This window comes from Streptomyces sp. NPDC028368, from assembly GCF_055565615.1.
Window position 1 is genome coordinate 420,999 of sequence record NZ_JBVHTY010000003.1, and the last position, 15,867, is coordinate 436,865.

General features: G+C 72.2%; 13 protein-coding genes. 10 read left to right on the forward strand and 3 right to left on the reverse strand.

The window, feature by feature from the left end; all coding sequences use genetic code 11:
• Window positions 1–31 precede the first annotated feature (31 nt).
• The 3 genes from ACZ4S3_RS09005 to nudC all read left to right on the forward strand — a co-directional run bounded on the left by ACZ4S3_RS09005 (window position 32) and on the right by nudC (window position 6,102).
• Window positions 32–3,676 (forward strand): ATP-dependent DNA helicase, encoded by a 3,645-nt coding sequence (locus tag ACZ4S3_RS09005; protein WP_467928719.1) that lies wholly within the window; start codon window positions 32–34, stop codon window positions 3,674–3,676.
• Between the two features lie 10 nt (window positions 3,677–3,686).
• A complete protein-coding gene (locus tag ACZ4S3_RS09010; protein ID WP_467928723.1) occupies window positions 3,687–5,090 on the forward strand; it encodes a dipeptidase in 1,404 nt (467 codons plus the stop codon).
• A 76-nt stretch (window positions 5,091–5,166) separates the two neighbouring features.
• Window positions 5,167–6,102 carry an NAD(+) diphosphatase gene (gene nudC / locus ACZ4S3_RS09015; protein WP_467928727.1) on the forward strand — a complete coding sequence of 312 codons (936 nt, stop codon included), beginning with the start codon at window positions 5,167–5,169 and terminating at the stop codon, window positions 6,100–6,102.
• A 71-nt stretch (window positions 6,103–6,173) separates the two neighbouring features.
• On the opposite strand, the gene ACZ4S3_RS09020 is transcribed toward nudC, so the two are convergent.
• On the reverse strand, window positions 6,174–6,416 hold the full coding sequence (locus ACZ4S3_RS09020; RefSeq protein WP_467928730.1) for a mycoredoxin: 243 nt from the start codon (window positions 6,414–6,416) through the stop codon (window positions 6,174–6,176).
• A gap of 276 nt (window positions 6,417–6,692) precedes the next feature.
• Here ACZ4S3_RS09020 and ACZ4S3_RS09025 point away from each other — a divergent pair, with 276 nt between their 5' ends.
• The 5 genes from ACZ4S3_RS09025 to ACZ4S3_RS09045 all read left to right on the forward strand — a co-directional run bounded on the left by ACZ4S3_RS09025 (window position 6,693) and on the right by ACZ4S3_RS09045 (window position 10,521).
• Entirely contained in the window at window positions 6,693–8,918 is a 2,226-nt protein-coding gene (locus tag ACZ4S3_RS09025) for an ATP-dependent DNA helicase UvrD2 (RefSeq protein ID WP_467928734.1), read from the forward strand.
• Between the two features lie 145 nt (window positions 8,919–9,063).
• Window positions 9,064–9,393 carry a hypothetical protein gene (locus ACZ4S3_RS09030; protein ID WP_467928739.1) on the forward strand — a complete coding sequence of 110 codons (330 nt, stop codon included), beginning with the start codon at window positions 9,064–9,066 and terminating at the stop codon, window positions 9,391–9,393.
• A 146-nt stretch (window positions 9,394–9,539) separates the two neighbouring features.
• Entirely contained in the window at window positions 9,540–9,893 is a 354-nt protein-coding gene (locus ACZ4S3_RS09035) for a WhiB family transcriptional regulator (protein ID WP_026169602.1), read from the forward strand.
• Window positions 9,890–10,207, forward strand: coding sequence for a hypothetical protein (locus ACZ4S3_RS09040; RefSeq protein ID WP_467928743.1), 318 nt, complete (start codon window positions 9,890–9,892; stop codon window positions 10,205–10,207). Before ACZ4S3_RS09035 ends, ACZ4S3_RS09040 begins: the two co-directional genes overlap by 4 nt.
• Window positions 10,208–10,320: 113 nt before the next feature.
• Window positions 10,321–10,521, forward strand: coding sequence for a hypothetical protein (locus ACZ4S3_RS09045; RefSeq protein ID WP_467928747.1), 201 nt, complete (start codon window positions 10,321–10,323; stop codon window positions 10,519–10,521).
• Window positions 10,522–10,583: 62 nt separating this feature from the next.
• Here the strand turns inward: ACZ4S3_RS09045 and ACZ4S3_RS09050 are convergent, their stop codons facing one another.
• Both ACZ4S3_RS09050 and ACZ4S3_RS09055 read right to left on the reverse strand, forming a co-directional pair.
• A complete protein-coding gene (locus ACZ4S3_RS09050; RefSeq protein ID WP_467928751.1) occupies window positions 10,584–12,056 on the reverse strand; it encodes an ABC1 kinase family protein in 1,473 nt (490 codons plus the stop codon).
• A 43-nt stretch (window positions 12,057–12,099) separates the two neighbouring features.
• On the reverse strand, window positions 12,100–13,227 hold the full coding sequence (locus tag ACZ4S3_RS09055; RefSeq protein WP_467928755.1) for a ThiF family adenylyltransferase: 1,128 nt from the start codon (window positions 13,225–13,227) through the stop codon (window positions 12,100–12,102).
• Between the two features lie 189 nt (window positions 13,228–13,416).
• On the opposite strand from ACZ4S3_RS09055, the gene ACZ4S3_RS09060 reads away from it, so the two are divergent.
• Window positions 13,417–14,043, forward strand: a complete 627-nt coding sequence (locus ACZ4S3_RS09060; protein WP_467928759.1) for a M48 metallopeptidase family protein — start codon at window positions 13,417–13,419, stop codon at window positions 14,041–14,043.
• A 110-nt stretch (window positions 14,044–14,153) separates the two neighbouring features.
• Window positions 14,154–15,857: a TerD family protein gene (locus ACZ4S3_RS09065; protein WP_467928763.1), complete on the forward strand. Its 1,704-nt coding sequence runs from the start codon at window positions 14,154–14,156 to the stop codon at window positions 15,855–15,857.
• The last annotated feature ends 10 nt before the right edge of the window (window positions 15,858–15,867 follow it).

Sequence of the window (15,867 nt, forward strand, 5' to 3'; positions counted from 1 at the left end):
ATTGTCAGTGCCGCCGGTTACGGTTTCGGATGTGGCAGCCAGCATCACCGACCCCGAGCAGCTCAAGGAGCTCCTCGGCATCCCGTTCACCCCGGAGCAGACGGAGTGCATCACCGCCCCGCCCGCCCCGCAGGTCATCGTGGCCGGAGCCGGCTCCGGCAAGACGACGGTGATGGCCGCACGCGTGGTGTGGCTGGTCGGCACCGGCCAGGTCGCCCCCGACCAGGTCCTGGGGCTGACGTTCACCAACAAGGCCGCGGGCGAGCTCGCCGAGCGCGTACGGGCCGCCCTGCTCGCGGCCGGGGTCACCGACCCCGAAGCCCTGCCGGACGGCGACCAGCCCCCGGGCGAGCCCCGGATCTCCACCTACCACGCCTTCGCCGGCCGGCTCCTGAAGGACCACGGTCTGCGCATCGGCCTCGAGCCGAGCGCCCGGCTCCTCGCCGACGCCACGCGCTTCCAGCTCGCCGCCCGCGTCCTGCGCGCCGCCCCCGGCCCCTACCCGTCCCTCACCAAATCCCTGCCCGCCCTGGTGGAGGACCTCCTCGCCCTTGACGGCGAGCTCGCCGAACACCTCGTGGACCCCGCCCGCCTCCAGGCGTACGACAGCGACCTGCTCGCCACCCTGGACGGCGTCAAGCTCACCAACGCCGACCTGCGCAAGGTCCCCGAGACCGCCCGCGCCCGCCGCGAACTCCTCGACCTCGTCGCCGCCTACCGCGACGAGAAATGCCGCCGCGACCTGCTCGACTTCGGCGACCAGATCGCCCTGTCCGCCACCCTCGCCACCACCCGCCCCGAGGTCGGCCAGGCGCTGCGCGACGAATTCCGCGTCGTCCTCCTGGACGAGTACCAGGACACCTCCGTCGCCCAACGCCTCCTCCTCTCCGGCCTCTTCGGCGGCCACACCGGAACCGCCACCGGGCATGCCGTCACCGCCGTCGGCGACCCCTGCCAGGCCATCTACGGCTGGCGCGGCGCCTCCGTCGCCAACCTCGACGACTTCCCCTCCCACTTCCCCTTCCGGGACGGCACCCCCGCCCGCCGCTTCGCCCTCAGCGAGAACCGCCGCAGCGGCGGCCGCCTCCTCGACCTCGCCAACGGCCTCGCCGCCCCCCTGCGCCGGATGCACGAAGGCGTTGAGGCCCTGCGCCCCGCCCCCGGCGCCGAACGCGACGGCATCGTCCGCTGCGCCCTGCTGCCCACCCACGCCGAGGAGCTCGCCTGGCTCGCCGACTCCCTCGCCCACCTCGTCCGTACGGGCACCCCGCCCGGCGAGATCGCCGTCCTGTGCCGCACCGCCGGGGACTTCGCCCGCATCCAGGGCGAGCTGGTCGCCCGCGACATCCCCGTCGAGGTCGTCGGCCTCTCCGGGCTTCTCCACCTCCCCGAGATCGCCGACCTCGTCGCCGTCTGCGAAGTCCTGCAGGACCCCACCGCCAACGCCTCCCTCGTCCGCCTGCTCATCGGCCCCCGCTGGCGCATCGGCCCCCGCGACCTCGCCCTGCTGGGCCGCCGCGCCCGCAGCCTCGTCCACCACGGCGGCCCCTCCGACGACCCCGAACAGCGGCTCGCCGAAGCCGTCGAGGGCACCGACCCGGCCGAGACCATCTCGCTCGCCGACGCCCTCGACACCTTCCTGGAGGCCGACGGCACCGAAGACGGCCTGCCCTTCTCCGCCGAGGCACGCATCCGCTTCGCCCGCCTCGCCACCGAGCTCCGCGACCTGCGCCGCTCCCTCAGCGACCCCCTGATGGACGTACTCCACAGGGTGCTGGCCACCACCGGCCTGGAAGTCGAGCTCTCCGCCTCCCCGCACGCCCTCGCCGCCCGCCGCCGCGAAACCCTCGGGACCTTCCTCGACATCGCGGCGGGCTTCGCCGCCAAACAGGGCGGCGCCGCCCTGGACGGCGAGGCCTCGCTGCTCGCCTTCCTCGGCTTCCTGCGGACCGCCGTCCAGCACGAAAAGGGCCTCGACAGCTCCCTCCCCGGCGGCGACAACACCGTCAAGGTGCTCACCGCCCACAAGTCCAAGGGCCTGGAATGGGACGTCGTCGCCGTCCCCGGTCTGGTCGCCAGGCAATTCCCCAGCGAGCAGGCCCGCGAGTCCTGGATCACCCAGCCCAAGGTCCTCCCGCACGCCCTGCGCGGCGACGCCGCCACCCTCCCCGACGTCGAGGAATGGGCCGCCCGCGGCCTGAAAACCTTCAAGGAGGCGATGAAGCACCACCAGGAAACCGAAGAACTCCGCCTGGGCTACGTCACCTTCACCCGCCCCCGCTCCCTCCTCCTCGGCTCCGGACACTGGTGGGGCCCCGACCAGAAGCGCCCCCGCGGCCCGTCCGCCTTCCTGACCGCGCTGCGCGCCCACTGCGAGGCCGGCCACGGCGAGATCGAGGCCTGGGCCGACGCCCCGGAAAAGGACGCCGAGAACCCCGCCCTCGCCGAGGCCGCCGCCGAACAGGCCTGGCCGCTTCCCCTGGACCCGGTCGCCACGGCACGCCGCCGGGCCGCGGCGGCCACGGTGCGCGGACATCTGGCGCGGCTGAACGAGGCGACGGAGCAGCTCTCTGTGCCCGCCCCCGAGTCCGTCCCCGTCCCCGCTGCCCTGCCTGCCCCGGCCTCCGGGTCCTTGTTCGCCGACGATCCGGAGTGGCCCGCGCCGCCGGAGGACGAGGCGGCGGGGGAGCCGTACGACGGCCCGGACGGCCCGGACGAGGAGCCGTACGACGGTCTGTACGAGGAGCCCGAGGGCGAGCCGTATGCCGATCCGTTCGCCGATCCGTACGGAGATCCGTTCCCCGAGCCGTACGACGATGCCCCCAGCGCCGCCCCCGCTGCCGGCCCCCGCATCATCGCCCAGCGCTCCGCCCCGCCACCCGGGCCCGAAGCCGGACCCGAGGACACCCATCGCGCCCTCCTCCCCGAGGAGCGCCGCACCGTAGGCTCCTGGGACCGCGATCTCGACGCCCTCGCCGACGAGCTGCGCCGCTCCAGGGCAACCGTCCGCGACGTCCCGCTCCCGCCCTCCCTCAGCGCCACCCAGCTGCTCCACCTGGCCGCCGACCCGGACGGCTTCGCCCGCGAGCTGGCCCGCCCCATGCCGCGCCCGCCGCAGCCCGCGGCCCGCCGCGGCACCCGCTTCCACGCCTGGGTCGAGTCCCGCTTCGAGGACCTGACCCTGCCCCTGCTCGGCCCCGACGAACTCCCGGGCGCCGAACCGGGCAAGGCCGACATCGCCGATGAAAGCGACCTCGAGGTCCTCAAGGAAGCCTTCGCCCGCACCCCGTACGCCCACCGCACCCCCTACCGCGTCGAGGCCCCCTTCCAGCTCGTGCTCGCCGGACGGGTGATCCGCGGCCGTATCGACGCCGTCTACAAGGAGCGCGGCCCCAAGGGCGACCGCTTCGAGATCGTCGACTGGAAGACCGGCCGGGCGCAGCCCCGCGGCCGCAACGGCACGGCGGCCACCCCGGGCGCCGACCCCCTCCAGCTGGCCATCTACCGCCTCGCCTGGGCCGAGCTCCACGGCCTGCGGCCCTCCGACGTGGGCGCCGCCTTCGTCCACGTCCGCAGCGGCGAGGTGGTCAGGCCCCGGCGGCTGCCCGGCCGGGCCGGACTCGAGCGCATCCTGCTCGGCGAGACCGCCGACCGGAAGCCCCCGGAAGGCCGATAGGCTCGGCCATATGAGCACCACCCCGGACAACGCCGTCCGCACGTACATCGCCGGCCACCGCCAGACGTTCCTCGACGACCTCGCGGAATGGCTGCGTATCCCGTCCGTCTCGGCCGATCCGGACCGCGCCGGCGAAGTGCGCCGCAGTGCCGAATGGCTCGCCGCGAAGCTCGCCGACACCGGCTTTGCGACCACGGAGATCTGGGAGACCGACGGCCTGCCCGCGGTGTTCGCCGAGTGGCCCTCCGGCGATCCGGCCGCGCCCACGGTGCTCGTCTACGGCCATCACGATGTGCAGCCCGCCGCCCGCGAGGACGGCTGGCACACCGACCCCTTCGAGCCGCACACCGCCGACGGCAAGCTCTATGCCCGCGGCGCCGCCGACGACAAGGGCCAGGTGTTCTTCCACACCCTCGGCGTCCGCGCCCACCTCGCCGCCACCGGCCGCACCGCCCCCGCCGTCAACCTCAAGCTCCTCATCGAGGGCGAGGAAGAGTCCGGCTCCCCGAATTTCCCGGCCCTCGTCGCCCGCCACGCCGACCGCCTGGCTTGCGACGCCGTGATCGTCTCCGACACCGGCATGTGGTCCGAGGACACCCCGACGGTCTGCACCGGCATGCGCGGCCTGACGGACTGCCAGATCGATCTCCGCGGTCCCGACCAGGACATCCACTCCGGCTCCTTCGGCGGCGCGGTCCCCAACCCCGCCACCGAAGCCGCCCGGCTCGCCGCCGCACTGCACGACACCGACCGCCGCGTCGCCATCCCCGGCTTCTACGACAACGTCATCGAACTGACCGACCGCGAACGCGAACTCTTCGCCGAGCTGCCCTTCGACGAGGACGAGTGGCTGCGCACCGCGCACTCCCACGCCGCCCTCGGGGAAGCCGGCAGCACCACCCTGGAACGCATCTGGGCCCGCCCCACCGCCGAGGTCAACGGCATCGGCGGTGGCTATCAGGGCCCCGGCGGCAAGACCATCGTCCCGGCCGCCGCCCAGCTGAAGCTCTCCTTCCGGCTGGTCGCGGGCCAGGACGCGGCCGCCGTCCAGCAGTCCGTACGGGACTGGGTCGCCGCCCGCCTCCCGGCCGGCATCCGCCACGAGATCACCTTCTGGGGGGCCACCCGCCCCTGCCTGACCCCGCTCGACCACCCCGCGCTCCAGTCCGTCGTCCGCGCCATGGGGCGGGCCTTCGGCCAGAAGATCCGCTTCACCCGCGAGGGCGGCTCGGGCCCGGCCGCCGACCTCCAGGACATCCTCGGCGTCCCGGTTCTCTTCCTCGGCATCTCCATCCCGTCCGACGGCTGGCACGCACCGAACGAAAAGGTCGAGCTCGACCTGCTGATGAAGGGCGTCGAGACCGCCGCCCACCTCTGGGGCGACCTGGCGGACACCTGGCCCCGACGGGCCTGACCCGCGCTCGTACCACCGTCCCGACCCGCGCCCGTACGCAGTACACACCCACGCCACAGGGGGAGTTGGATACGCAGTGACCACCTGGACCGACCACAGTACCGACCGGCCGCTCACCTTCAGCGCGCCGAGCGGAATCGACCGCTCCGCGCATCACCGCCTCGACGAGGCATGGCTCGCGGCGGCCTGGAGTCATCCGACGACGCGCGTCTTCGTGGTGTCCGGCGGCCAGGCGCTGATCGACGACACCCCCGACGGCCGTACCGAGCTGATCATGACGCCTTCCTTCGAGGCGCCACTGACCGAGGCCCACCGCTACTACCTGGGCACCGACGAAGAGGGCGTCAGCTACTTCGCCCTCCAGAAGGACGCCCTGCCCGGCCGCATGGACCAGTCCGCGCGCCCGGCGGGCCTGCGCGAGGCCGGCCTCCTGCTCTCCCCCCGCGACGCGGGCCTCCTCGTACACGCCGTGGCCCTGGAGAACTGGCAGCGCCTCCACCGCTTCTGCTCACGCTGCGGCGAACGCACCGTCATCGCCGCCGCCGGCCACATCCGCCGCTGCCCGGCCTGCGGCGCCGAGCACTACCCGCGCACCGACCCCGCCGTGATCATGCTCGTCACCGACGAGGACGACCGCGCACTGCTCGGCCGCCAGGTCCACTGGCCCGAGGGCCGCTTCTCCACCCTCGCCGGCTTCGTCGAGCCCGGCGAATCCATCGAGCAGTCGGTCGCCCGCGAGGTCTTCGAGGAGGCCGGCGTCGTCGTGGGGGAGGTCGAGTACGTGGCCAGCCAGCCCTGGCCCTTCCCCTCCAGCCTCATGCTCGGCTTCATGGCCCGCGCCACGTCCTCCGAGATCCAGGTCGACGGCGAGGAAATCGAAGAGGCCCGCTGGTTCTCCCGCGAGGACCTGCGCGCCGCCTTCGAATCCGGCGAGGTCCTGCCCCCGTACGGCATCTCCATCGCCGCCCGCCTGATCGAACTCTGGTACGGCAAGCCCCTCCCCAAGCCCTGACGGCACAGCGCCGCACAAAGCCGTAGGCCGGGCCCGTCACACGGGCCCGGCCTACGGCTGCGTGAGGTGACTCACACCCCGATCTTCTGCTTGACCTGCGCCAGGGACGGATTCGTCAGCGTCGAGCCATCCGGGAAGCGCACGGTCGGCACCGTCTGGTTGCCGTCGTTCGCCTTCTCCACGAACGCCGCCGACTCAGGGTCGTGCTCAATATTGATCTCGGTGTACGCGATCCCCTCGCGGTCCATCTGGCCCTTCAGCCGACGGCAGTATCCGCACCAGGTAGTGCTGTACATCGTCACAGTGCCCGCCATGCGCCCCGCGCTCCTTAAGTCTCATTTCCCGAGCCGAAGCCGTCCCGGCACCATCTCCGCCGCAACGACTAGCACCTCAACGCGCGGCGGCACCGGAGCATTCCCGGCGGCTGTGGCCGGGGCAGTCCTCCGGCCTCGGCCGCCGGGACACAGGAAAGCAGAGCGGTTCGGCCGCGCACCGTCGCCTTTCCACAGGGGGCGGGGGCGGTACGAACGGACTCCGGCACCTGTGGACAGCTTTCCCGGGTGTCTCCGTGGACCTGGCAGCATGGCGGGGTGACACCAGCAACGGACTCCTCTCTTTTCCCGCAGGTCCCCGATTCGGCCGATGCGGTGCTCGACGGGCTCGACCCCGAGCAGCGCGAGGTCGCGACGGCCCTGCACGGTCCGGTGTGTGTGCTGGCCGGGGCCGGGACGGGGAAGACCCGCGCGATCACGCACCGGATCGCGTACGGGGTCCGGGCCGGGATCCTGCAGCCGTCCAGTGTGCTTGCCGTCACCTTTACCGCGCGCGCGGCCGGCGAGATGCGGGGGCGGCTGCGGCAGCTCGGTGCGGGCGGTGTCCAGGCCCGGACGTTTCACTCCGCGGCCCTTCGCCAGCTGCAGTTCTTCTGGCCGAAGGCCGTCGGCGGGGAGGTTCCGCGGCTGCTGGAGCGCAAGATCCAGCTCGTCGCCGAAGCCGCCGCGCGGTGCCGGATCCGGCTCGACCGCAATGAGCTGCGCGATGTCACGGGCGAGATCGAGTGGTCAAAGGTCACCCAGACCGTGCCCGCCGACTATCCGGCCGCGGTCGTCAAGGCCGGCCGGGAGGCGCCGCGCGACCCTGCGGAGATCGGGCAGATTTACGGCACCTACGAGCAGCTCAAGCGCGACCGGGGCACCATCGACTTCGAGGATGTGCTGCTGCTCACGGTCGGTGTGCTGCAGGACCGGCACGACATCGCCGATCAGGTCCGGTCGCAGTATCAGCATTTCGTCGTCGATGAGTACCAGGACGTCAGCCCTCTCCAGCAGCGGCTGCTGGACCTGTGGCTGGGGGACCGCGACAGCCTGTGCGTGGTCGGCGACGCCAGCCAGACGATCTACAGCTTCACCGGCGCCACCCCGGACCATCTGCTCAACTTCCGTACCCGGCATCCGAACGCGACCGTCATCAAGCTCGTCCGCGACTACCGCTCCACCCCGCAGGTCGTGCACCTCGCCAATGGGCTGCTGACACAGGCCAGGGGCCGCGCCGCCGAGCACCGGCTGGAGCTGGTCTCGCAGCGCGAGGCCGGGCCGGAGCCCGCGTATGCGGAGTACGCGGACGAGCCGGCGGAGGCGGAGGGGACCGCGCGCCGTATCCGCGATCTCATCGCCTCCGGCGTCCCCGCCAGTGAGATCGCGGTCCTGTTCCGTATCAACGCCCAGTCCGAGGTCTACGAACAGGCGCTGGCCGACGCCGGCGTGCCCTACCAGCTGCGGGGGGCCGAGCGGTTCTTCGAGCGGCCCGAGGTGCGGGAGGCCGGTGTGAAGCTGCGCGGAGCCGCCCGCTTCGGCGGCAATGACGCGCTGCTCGATGACGCGGTCGGCCTGCCGTCCGAGGTCAGGGCGGTGCTCAGCGACATGGGCTGGACGAGTGAACCGCCGGCCGGATCCGGGGCGGTGCGTGACCGCTGGGAGTCCCTGGCGGCGCTGGTGCGGCTGGCCGAGGACTTCGCCAAGGCGCGCCCCGAGGCCACGCTCGCCGACCTCGTCGCCGAGCTGGATGAGCGGGCCAACGCCCAGCACGCCCCGACGGTCGAGGGCGTGACGCTCGCTTCGCTCCACGCGGCGAAGGGCCTGGAGTGGGACGCCGTCTTCCTGGTGGGGCTCACCGAAGGCATGATGCCGATCACCTACGCCAAGACCGATGAGCAGATAGAGGAGGAGCGCCGGCTCCTGTATGTCGGGGTGACCCGCGCCCGGCTCCATCTGGGGCTGTCCTGGTCGCTGGCGCGCTCACCCGGCGGCCGTGCGTCGCGCCGCGCCAGCCGCTTCCTGAGCGGCCTGCGGCCCGGGTCCGCGGCTGCGGCCGGGCGCCGTACGGCCGGTGCGGTCGCGGGTGGCGTCGAGCGCGGTGGCGCGGCGGCGGGTCCGGGCCGACGCAGGGACCGCCGTCCGGCGCGCTGCCGGGTCTGCAACAAGACCCTGACGGACGCGGGCGAGATGAAGCTGATGCGCTGCGAGGACTGCCCGTCGGAGATCGACGAGGCGCTCTTCGAGCGGCTGCGGGACTGGCGGGCCGAGGAGGCCGGCCGGTCGCGGCAGCCCGCCTACTGCGTCTTCACCGACAAGACGTTGATGGCAATTGCCGAGGCCGTTCCGGGAACCGAATCGGAGCTTGCGGGCATCTCAGGGGTGGGACGGCGAAAGCTGGACCGCTACGGGGCAGATGTGCTGGCACTCTGCGCCGGCGAGGAGCTCGTGGACGCGCCGGAGGAGGCATCCGAAGGCGCCGCGAAAAACTCGTCGGAAAAATAGTTTGCGTGTGTGGAGCGCAGCCCCATAGCCTTCACAAGCAACGGAGACAACGGAATCTTCCGAGATCCGATGGATCCGTGCTGTACTTGACCAAGCCTGGAACGGGATTCCCGGTCCACCGAGACGCCGAGAGGAGGCGAGCCCAGTGATCAGCTTCATCGAGACCAACAAAATGACCGATCTCTCGGTCGTCGCCACCTGCACCCTCGGCTCCTCGCTCCCTGGCACCGGTCTGTCCGGCTTCGGCCGCCTGTCCGGTACCGAGGTCGCGCGCCCCGAGTCCCTCATTGCGCTGACGCGCAGTGAGCGCACCGCGCGACCGACCGAGGCACCTGAGGTAGCAGCAGTGAGGGCAGGGGCGAATGCCTTTGCCATCGAGGCAGCGGCCAATGGTGCCGAATCCCGGAAGCAGTACCAGACGCAGCATGACATGTGGGCCTACCGCGGCCTCGAACCCTGGAGAGATCCAGCCTGATCGGCAGATCAGGTCGGCACCTTCCAGGGCCGCGGAACCCACACCGGGATCCGCGGCCCTTTTGTTTTCCCCAAGCCCCCGGCTCGGGGAGACCCCCACAGGCGCGCCCGCCACCAGCGGGCCGAAACAGACGAGGAACACACACCGTGCAACTGCAGACGCACACCCCGTCCGTAGCGACCGACCTGATCCCTCCGCCCGACCCCCAGGAGAACTCCTTGCTGCCCCTCACCGAGCTCGACGACGAGATCGACCGCCTCGGCGCCGCCGTACCGTGCCGCACCTACGACCCCGAGGTCTTCTTCGCCGAGTCCCCGGCCGACGTCGAGTACGCCAAGACGCTGTGTCAGACCTGTCCCGTCCGTGAGGCCTGCCTCGCCGGCGCCAAGGACCGCCGTGAGCCGTGGGGCGTCTGGGGCGGCGAGCTCTTCGTCCAGGGCGTCGTCGTGCCCCGGAAGCGTCCGCGTGGCCGTCCGCGCAAGAACCCGGTCGCGGCATGAACACCACCGGCACAGGAACGATCGACCGTCCCGGCACCCGGGATCCCAAGAAGCAGGACCGCACGATGAACCCGACTTTTACCGACACGCCCGTCCCCGCGAACTCCGGTGCGATCGAGTCGCGCCAGAACAGGAACCTCGAAATGCAACTCATCCCAGAAGCCCTGGCACGTGCGCATATGCATGAACGCCTGCGGGAGGCCGAATCCGAACGCAGGGCTCATCGGCTCGCCGCCGCGCGGCGTATGCAGCGGCGCGCCGAACGCGCGTCGCTGCGCGCCCGCCGCGCTCTGGCCATGGCCGTGATGCAGTAACGGGGGAACGGGGGAGCGGGGGACTGCATCCGCCGACCATGGGGTCCGTCCGACAGGGCGGGCCCCATGGTGCGTTGTATCCCTGTTCACGCCGTTGACGGGGATATCGTCGGATGGTGGAACAGCAGACGCATGAACAGGCGGAGTTGACCGGCGACCACACCGTGTGCGCCGGCTGTGGCGCGGTCGCCGAGGGCACACCGCCGACCTGGACCTGCTCCGTCGAGAACGGCGAGCGTTGTTACTTCTGCGAGGCGTGTGCGCGGGAGAACATCCGGGCCATCGAGGGACGCCTGGACTCGAGCTGGTGGTGACGGCCGGCGGTGTGAGCCGGCGGTGAGGTCGGTACACCGCCCGTTCCGCCGGGCCGGCCCGCTCAGGCCGGGCTCTCCTCGATGGCCTCCTGCTCCCTCTCCGCGGCGATGCCCGCGCCGATGCCCCCGTCGATGTCTGTGCCGATGTCCGCGTCGGTCTCCCGGGCGATGTCCGTTTCTTCCGCCTGCGCCTCCTCCTCCGCTACGAACCCGGGCATCCACGCCTCCAGCTCATCCCGCAGCCGTACCGTCGCCCCCAGCTGGCACAGCACCCCGATCGTGCTCAACGTCACACGGTGGATCAGCAGATACGCGGGCGGCAGATTGAGACGCTTGCCCAACTGGTGGGCGGGGGAGCGGAGGTCGCCGATGCGGGTCGCCTGTTGGCGCATCCAGTCGCGGGTGAAGGTGAACGCCTCGACCTGTGCCGGCTCGATGATCGGCAGCAGATAGTCCAGCACCGCGTCCGGATCCAGCTCGATGGTCTCCTTGACGAAGCCCTCCGCGCACAGCAGCTGATAGACCGCATCCGCCTCGCCGTCCAGCGTCATCCGCAGCGAGGTGCCGATCGTCGGCGGCAGGCCCTCGGGCAGCCGGTCCACGGTGCCGAAGTCCAGCACCCCCAGCCGCCACTCCTCGGGGGGCCCGTCCGGGTCGTCCCCGGCCAGCAGCCGGAAGTTGCCCGGATGCGGGTCGGCGTGCAGCAGGCCGGTGCGGGCGGGGCCGGAGAAGAGAAAGCGGGCCAGGAGCTGTCCGGCCCGGTCCCGTTGTTCCTCGGTGCCGTTCGTGATCACCTCGGACAGGGGGATGCCGTCCATCCACTCCGTCACCAGCACCTGGTCGCTCTGGTGGACGACGGCCGGTACGAACACATCCGGGTCGCCGGCGAACTCCTCGGCATGCGCCTGCTGGGCCTCGGCCTCCAGGGCGTAGTCCAGCTCCTCCGAGACCCGGTCGCGCAGTTCGGTGATCAGCGGCTTGATGTCCATGCCCGGGATCAGCGGACCCAGCAGCCGCGCGAACCGGCCGAGCTGTGCGAGATCCGACAGCAGAGCCTTGCCCGCCCCCGGGTACTGCACCTTGACGGCCACCTCGCGGCCGTCGTGCCACACCGCGCGGTGCACCTGGCCGATCGACGCGGCGGCCGAGGGCTTGTCCTCGAACTCCTCGAACATCTCCCGCCAGTCCTCGCCGAGCCGCTCGGTGAGGACGGAATGCACCGTGCTGGTCGGCATCGGCGGCGCCGCTTCCTGAAGTTTCGTCAGCGCGGCGCGGTAGGGCCCGGCGATCTCCTCGGGCAGTGCCGACTCGAAGACGGACAGTGCCTGCCCGAACTTCATCGCCCCGCCCTTGAGCTCGCCGAGCACCTTGAAGAGCTGTTCCGCGGTGCGCTGTTGGAGCTCACGGCCGACGATTTCGGCGGATCTGCCGCCTATCCGCTTGCCCAGGCCCCAGGTGGCGCGGCCGGCGAACCCCAGTGGCAGCGCGGCCAGCTTGGCGGTGCGGGTGACCGCCTTGCGGGGAAGATCAGACATGCGCCCCTCCAACTCACACTGTCCCCCAACCGGGGTTACTCCGTCATTGTGGCGCCTCGTGTTCGAGAATCCGAGGCGCCTGCCTCACGAGTGAAGCGGCGGCGCCGCAACCGCACCCGGGATGTGGCTCGATCGTCACCGTGCGCACGCTCGCACACGGCAGCGCGAGCTCCATCCGCGCCCCTGTGCACGGCGGGAGTTCGCCGTCGAGGAACGTCAGCGCCTGTACGGCCGCGAGCCCCGCGACCGCCGTCGCCAGCGCGGCGTCGCAGGCGGGTACGGCCGGGGATCCGCGGCCCGACCGCCACTGCGCGAGCAGCCGCGGCCAGGCGGGCTCCGCGTCCGTACGGCGCAGCTCGTCGCAGCGGGCGCACGCCGAACCGCCCGGCATCACCAGTGGGCCCACCACACCCGTGCCCTCGACCACCCCGGCGTAAAGATGCGGGATGCCGGCCGTGAGCAGCGGTTCGGACAGGACGGGGTCGGGGGCGTAGGCGGCGAGACCGTCTCGTGGGGTGAGCACCACGAGGGACAGTCCGGGTTCGCCGGCATCGCTCACCGGGACCCTCGGCCGCGGGGTGCGGCTCCAGGGCGAGGACTGCTGGACCAGGCGCCGCGCGGTGGCGTCGCGCCGCTCGCCGATCCGCTCGGCGGGCAGCCCGCCCGGTGTGACGTCCCACGGTTCGACAGTGCCGCCGTCCAGCACCTCGACCCTGCCGATGCCGCCGGCCGAGAGCAGCGCCGCGACCGCGGCCCCCACCCGTCCTGTCCCGCGCACCCGCGCGCGGACCGCCCGGCGTGCGCCCATCCGCCCCATGGCGCCCGCCGCTTCGGGATGCCGTACCGACAGCGACGCCAGATCCGGCCGCAGGCGGTCGAAGGCCGGTCCGTCCGCCCGTACGGCATCGGCCGCCGCCCCGCCCGCGGCCGGTGCCTCCAGCAGCCCGGCCGCGCCGAGCCGTTCCACCACGCCCCGCGCGTGTGCGGGCGGAAGGTCCAGTGACCCGGCCGCCGCGACCAGCTGCTGCATGGTGCGTGTGCCGTCGATCATTCCCAGGAAGCTGCCGGTCGCGGTGTCGAGCGGGCCCACCACCATCGCGTGGGCCGGCGCCACGCCGAATCGCACCGTCTCCCTGTCCCGCCAGCCGCGTCGCAGCGCGGGCTTGAGCATCGGATGCATGATCCGCCCCCGTTCGTTGTCGTCCGGCGTTCAGCATGGGGGAGAAGCGGAATCGGCAGGGGAAGTTGTCCACAGGCCGTGGGTATTAGTCATATAAGCCGTGCACGTCATGGGGTGTTTCGGTGGCGAACCGTCCGCGGGGCGGGACTTCGCGCAGGGCCAGCGGGTAACGTCGGGCGCGTGCCCGCCGATCCTTCCTCACGCGGCTTTGGGGAGACTCCTCTGCGCCGCGCCGCAGACACCTCGCGCAGGGCTGCGCCGAGCCCGAAGGCCCGCGGATCAGGGACGAGCGCGGTCGAGGTGCGCCGTAGTTCACGGCGGCGCAGAACGGTCTCCGCGTACCGCGAGGGCGACCGCACCGTTGTCCTGATTCCGGCCCGTATGTCCGAGGCCGAGGAGCAGCGCTGGGTCACCGTCATGCTGGACAAGCTGGCCGCCCAGGAGAGCAAGCGGATGCTGGGCGACGCCGATCTGGCCGAGCGCGCCGAGCGGCTGTCCGGCCAGTTCCTGGACGGCCGGGCCCGGCCCGTATCGGTGCGCTGGGTCACCAACCAGAACACCCGCTGGGGCTCGTGCACCCCGACCGAGGGCAGCATCCGGCTCTCGCACCGCCTCCAGGGCATGCCGGAGTACGTCATCGACTACGTGCTGCTGCATGAGCTCGCCCATCTCCTAGTGCCCGGTCACGGCCCGCGGTTCTGGCGCCTGCTGGAGACCTATCCGCGGACGGAACGGGCCCGCGGCTACCTCGAAGGCGTGGTCGCGGCCGACAGGCTGCCGCATGTGCCCGCCGCGCGCAGCGAATGACGGTCATGCCGGGTGGCATTGGCGGTGCCCCGGCATCGCCCGCTGTCAGCACCAGCGGTTAGCCTGGCGCGTGACGAACTCACAGCGGGAGCGGGGGACGGTCGTAGCGTATGGCCAGGGAATTCCAAAGGGGCCACAAGGCCAAGGTCAGTGACCTGACGTCGGGAACGGATCTGTACGTCGGCGTGCAGATCGGCGGTCCCGGCCTGACCTTCGACATCAGCTGCTTCGGTCTGGATGCCGGCGAGCGGCTGTCCGACGACCGTTACTTCATCTTCTTCAACCAGCCCAAGTCGCCCGAGGAGTCGATCCAGCTGCTCGGCGCGCAGGCCGGCGACGCCGAGTCCTTCCGGATCACCCTCGACAAGATCCCGCCGCACATCCAGAAGCTGTCGTTCACCGCGGCGCTCGACGGCGCGGGCCAGGTCTCCGGGATCGGCCCCGGTTACCTCCGGATCGTGGCCGGCGGAGAGGAAGTCGCCCGCTACTCCTTCAACGGCAGCGAGTTCAGCACCGAACGCGCCGTCATGCTCGGCGACTTCTACCTCAAGGACGTCTGGCGGTTCGCCGCGGTCGGCCAGGGATTCGACGGCGGCCTGGAGGCGCTGCTGAAGAACTTCGGCGGCGAGGTCGCCGAAGAGGCGGAGGCGGCGCCCGTGCCGCCCGCCGCGGCCCAGGGGGTGCCCGGTTTCGCGCCGCCGGCCGGTGGGGCGCCCGCGCCCGCGCCGTCCTTCGCGGCCCCCGCCGCCGCGCCCGTACCGCCGCAGCCCGCGCCCGACTTCGGCCCGCCCCCGGCCGCCCCGCAGCAGCCGCAGGTCCAGCCGCCCCAGCAGCCGGCCGCCCCGCAGGTGCACAACGCCCCGACCATCGCCGCGCCCCTGGTCCCGCCCGGCGGCCAGGTCCCGCCGCCGCCCGGCGTGCCCGGCCTGCCCGGACAGCAGCCCGCCCCCTACGGGCAGCCCGCCCCCGGCGGCTACCCCGGCCAGCAGCCTCCGCAGGCACCCCCGTACGGCCAGCAGCCTCCGCAGGCGCCTCCGTACGGCCAGCCGGCCCCCGGCCACGACCCGTACGGCCAGTTCCCCGCACAGCAGCCCGCCCCGTACGGCCAGCCGGGCCGGCACCCGGGCGTCCCCCAGGGCGCCGCCCCCGCCGCCCCCGGTCTCGGCGTCGTACTGGACAAGTTCAAGGAAGCCCCCACCGGCCAGCGGTGGACCCCGCAGAACGCCAAGCTGATCCGCGTCGACCTCGGCGTCGACGGGCAGCCGGTGCTCGCCCGCCAGGGCAGCATGGTGCTCTATCAGGGCAAGGTCGACTTCGGCTACAAGGGCGCCGGCTTCCGCGGCCGGATCACCGGCAACGCCACCGGCCAGGAGATGCAGCTGATGCGCTGCAGCGGCCAGGGCCAGGTCTTCTTCGCCGACAACAGTGCCCACGTCCACCCCATCGAGCTGCAGGGCGACGCCATCTGCGTGTCCGCCGACGCCGTCCTCGCCTTCGACGAGTCGCTGCAGCACGAGGTCCGCCGCATCGAGGGACACGGCATCCCCGGTGGCGCCCTGTTCACCATGCAGTTCCAGGGGACCGGCACCATCGTCGTCAAGACCCAGGGCACGCCCGTCGTGCTGCCGGTCACCCCGACCACCTTCGCCGACGCCAACGCCATCGTGGCCTGGTCCGCCGCCTCGCAGGTGATCATCTCCAGCCAGGTGAGCGTGCGCCGGCACGCCTATCCGGGCCACTCCGGCGAGACCGTGAACCTCCAGTTCCGCGGTGCGCCCGGCAACTTCATCGTCGTCCAGCCCTACGAGGTCTGAGGGAGCCCGT

Coding starts and splice junctions, on each gene's coding strand:
- ACZ4S3_RS09010 (WP_467928723.1), top strand. CDS start 3,687: ATGAGCACCACCCCGGACAACGCCGTCCGCACGTACATCGCCGGCCAC.
- ACZ4S3_RS09020 (WP_467928730.1), bottom strand. CDS start 6,416: ATGGCGGGCACTGTGACGATGTACAGCACTACCTGGTGCGGATACTGC.
- ACZ4S3_RS09040 (WP_467928743.1), top strand. CDS start 9,890: ATGAACACCACCGGCACAGGAACGATCGACCGTCCCGGCACCCGGGAT.
- ACZ4S3_RS09045 (WP_467928747.1), top strand. CDS start 10,321: ATGGTGGAACAGCAGACGCATGAACAGGCGGAGTTGACCGGCGACCAC.
- ACZ4S3_RS09050 (WP_467928751.1), bottom strand. CDS start 12,056: ATGTCTGATCTTCCCCGCAAGGCGGTCACCCGCACCGCCAAGCTGGCC.
- ACZ4S3_RS09055 (WP_467928755.1), bottom strand. CDS start 13,227: ATGCTCAAGCCCGCGCTGCGACGCGGCTGGCGGGACAGGGAGACGGTG.
- ACZ4S3_RS09065 (WP_467928763.1), top strand. CDS start 14,154: ATGGCCAGGGAATTCCAAAGGGGCCACAAGGCCAAGGTCAGTGACCTG.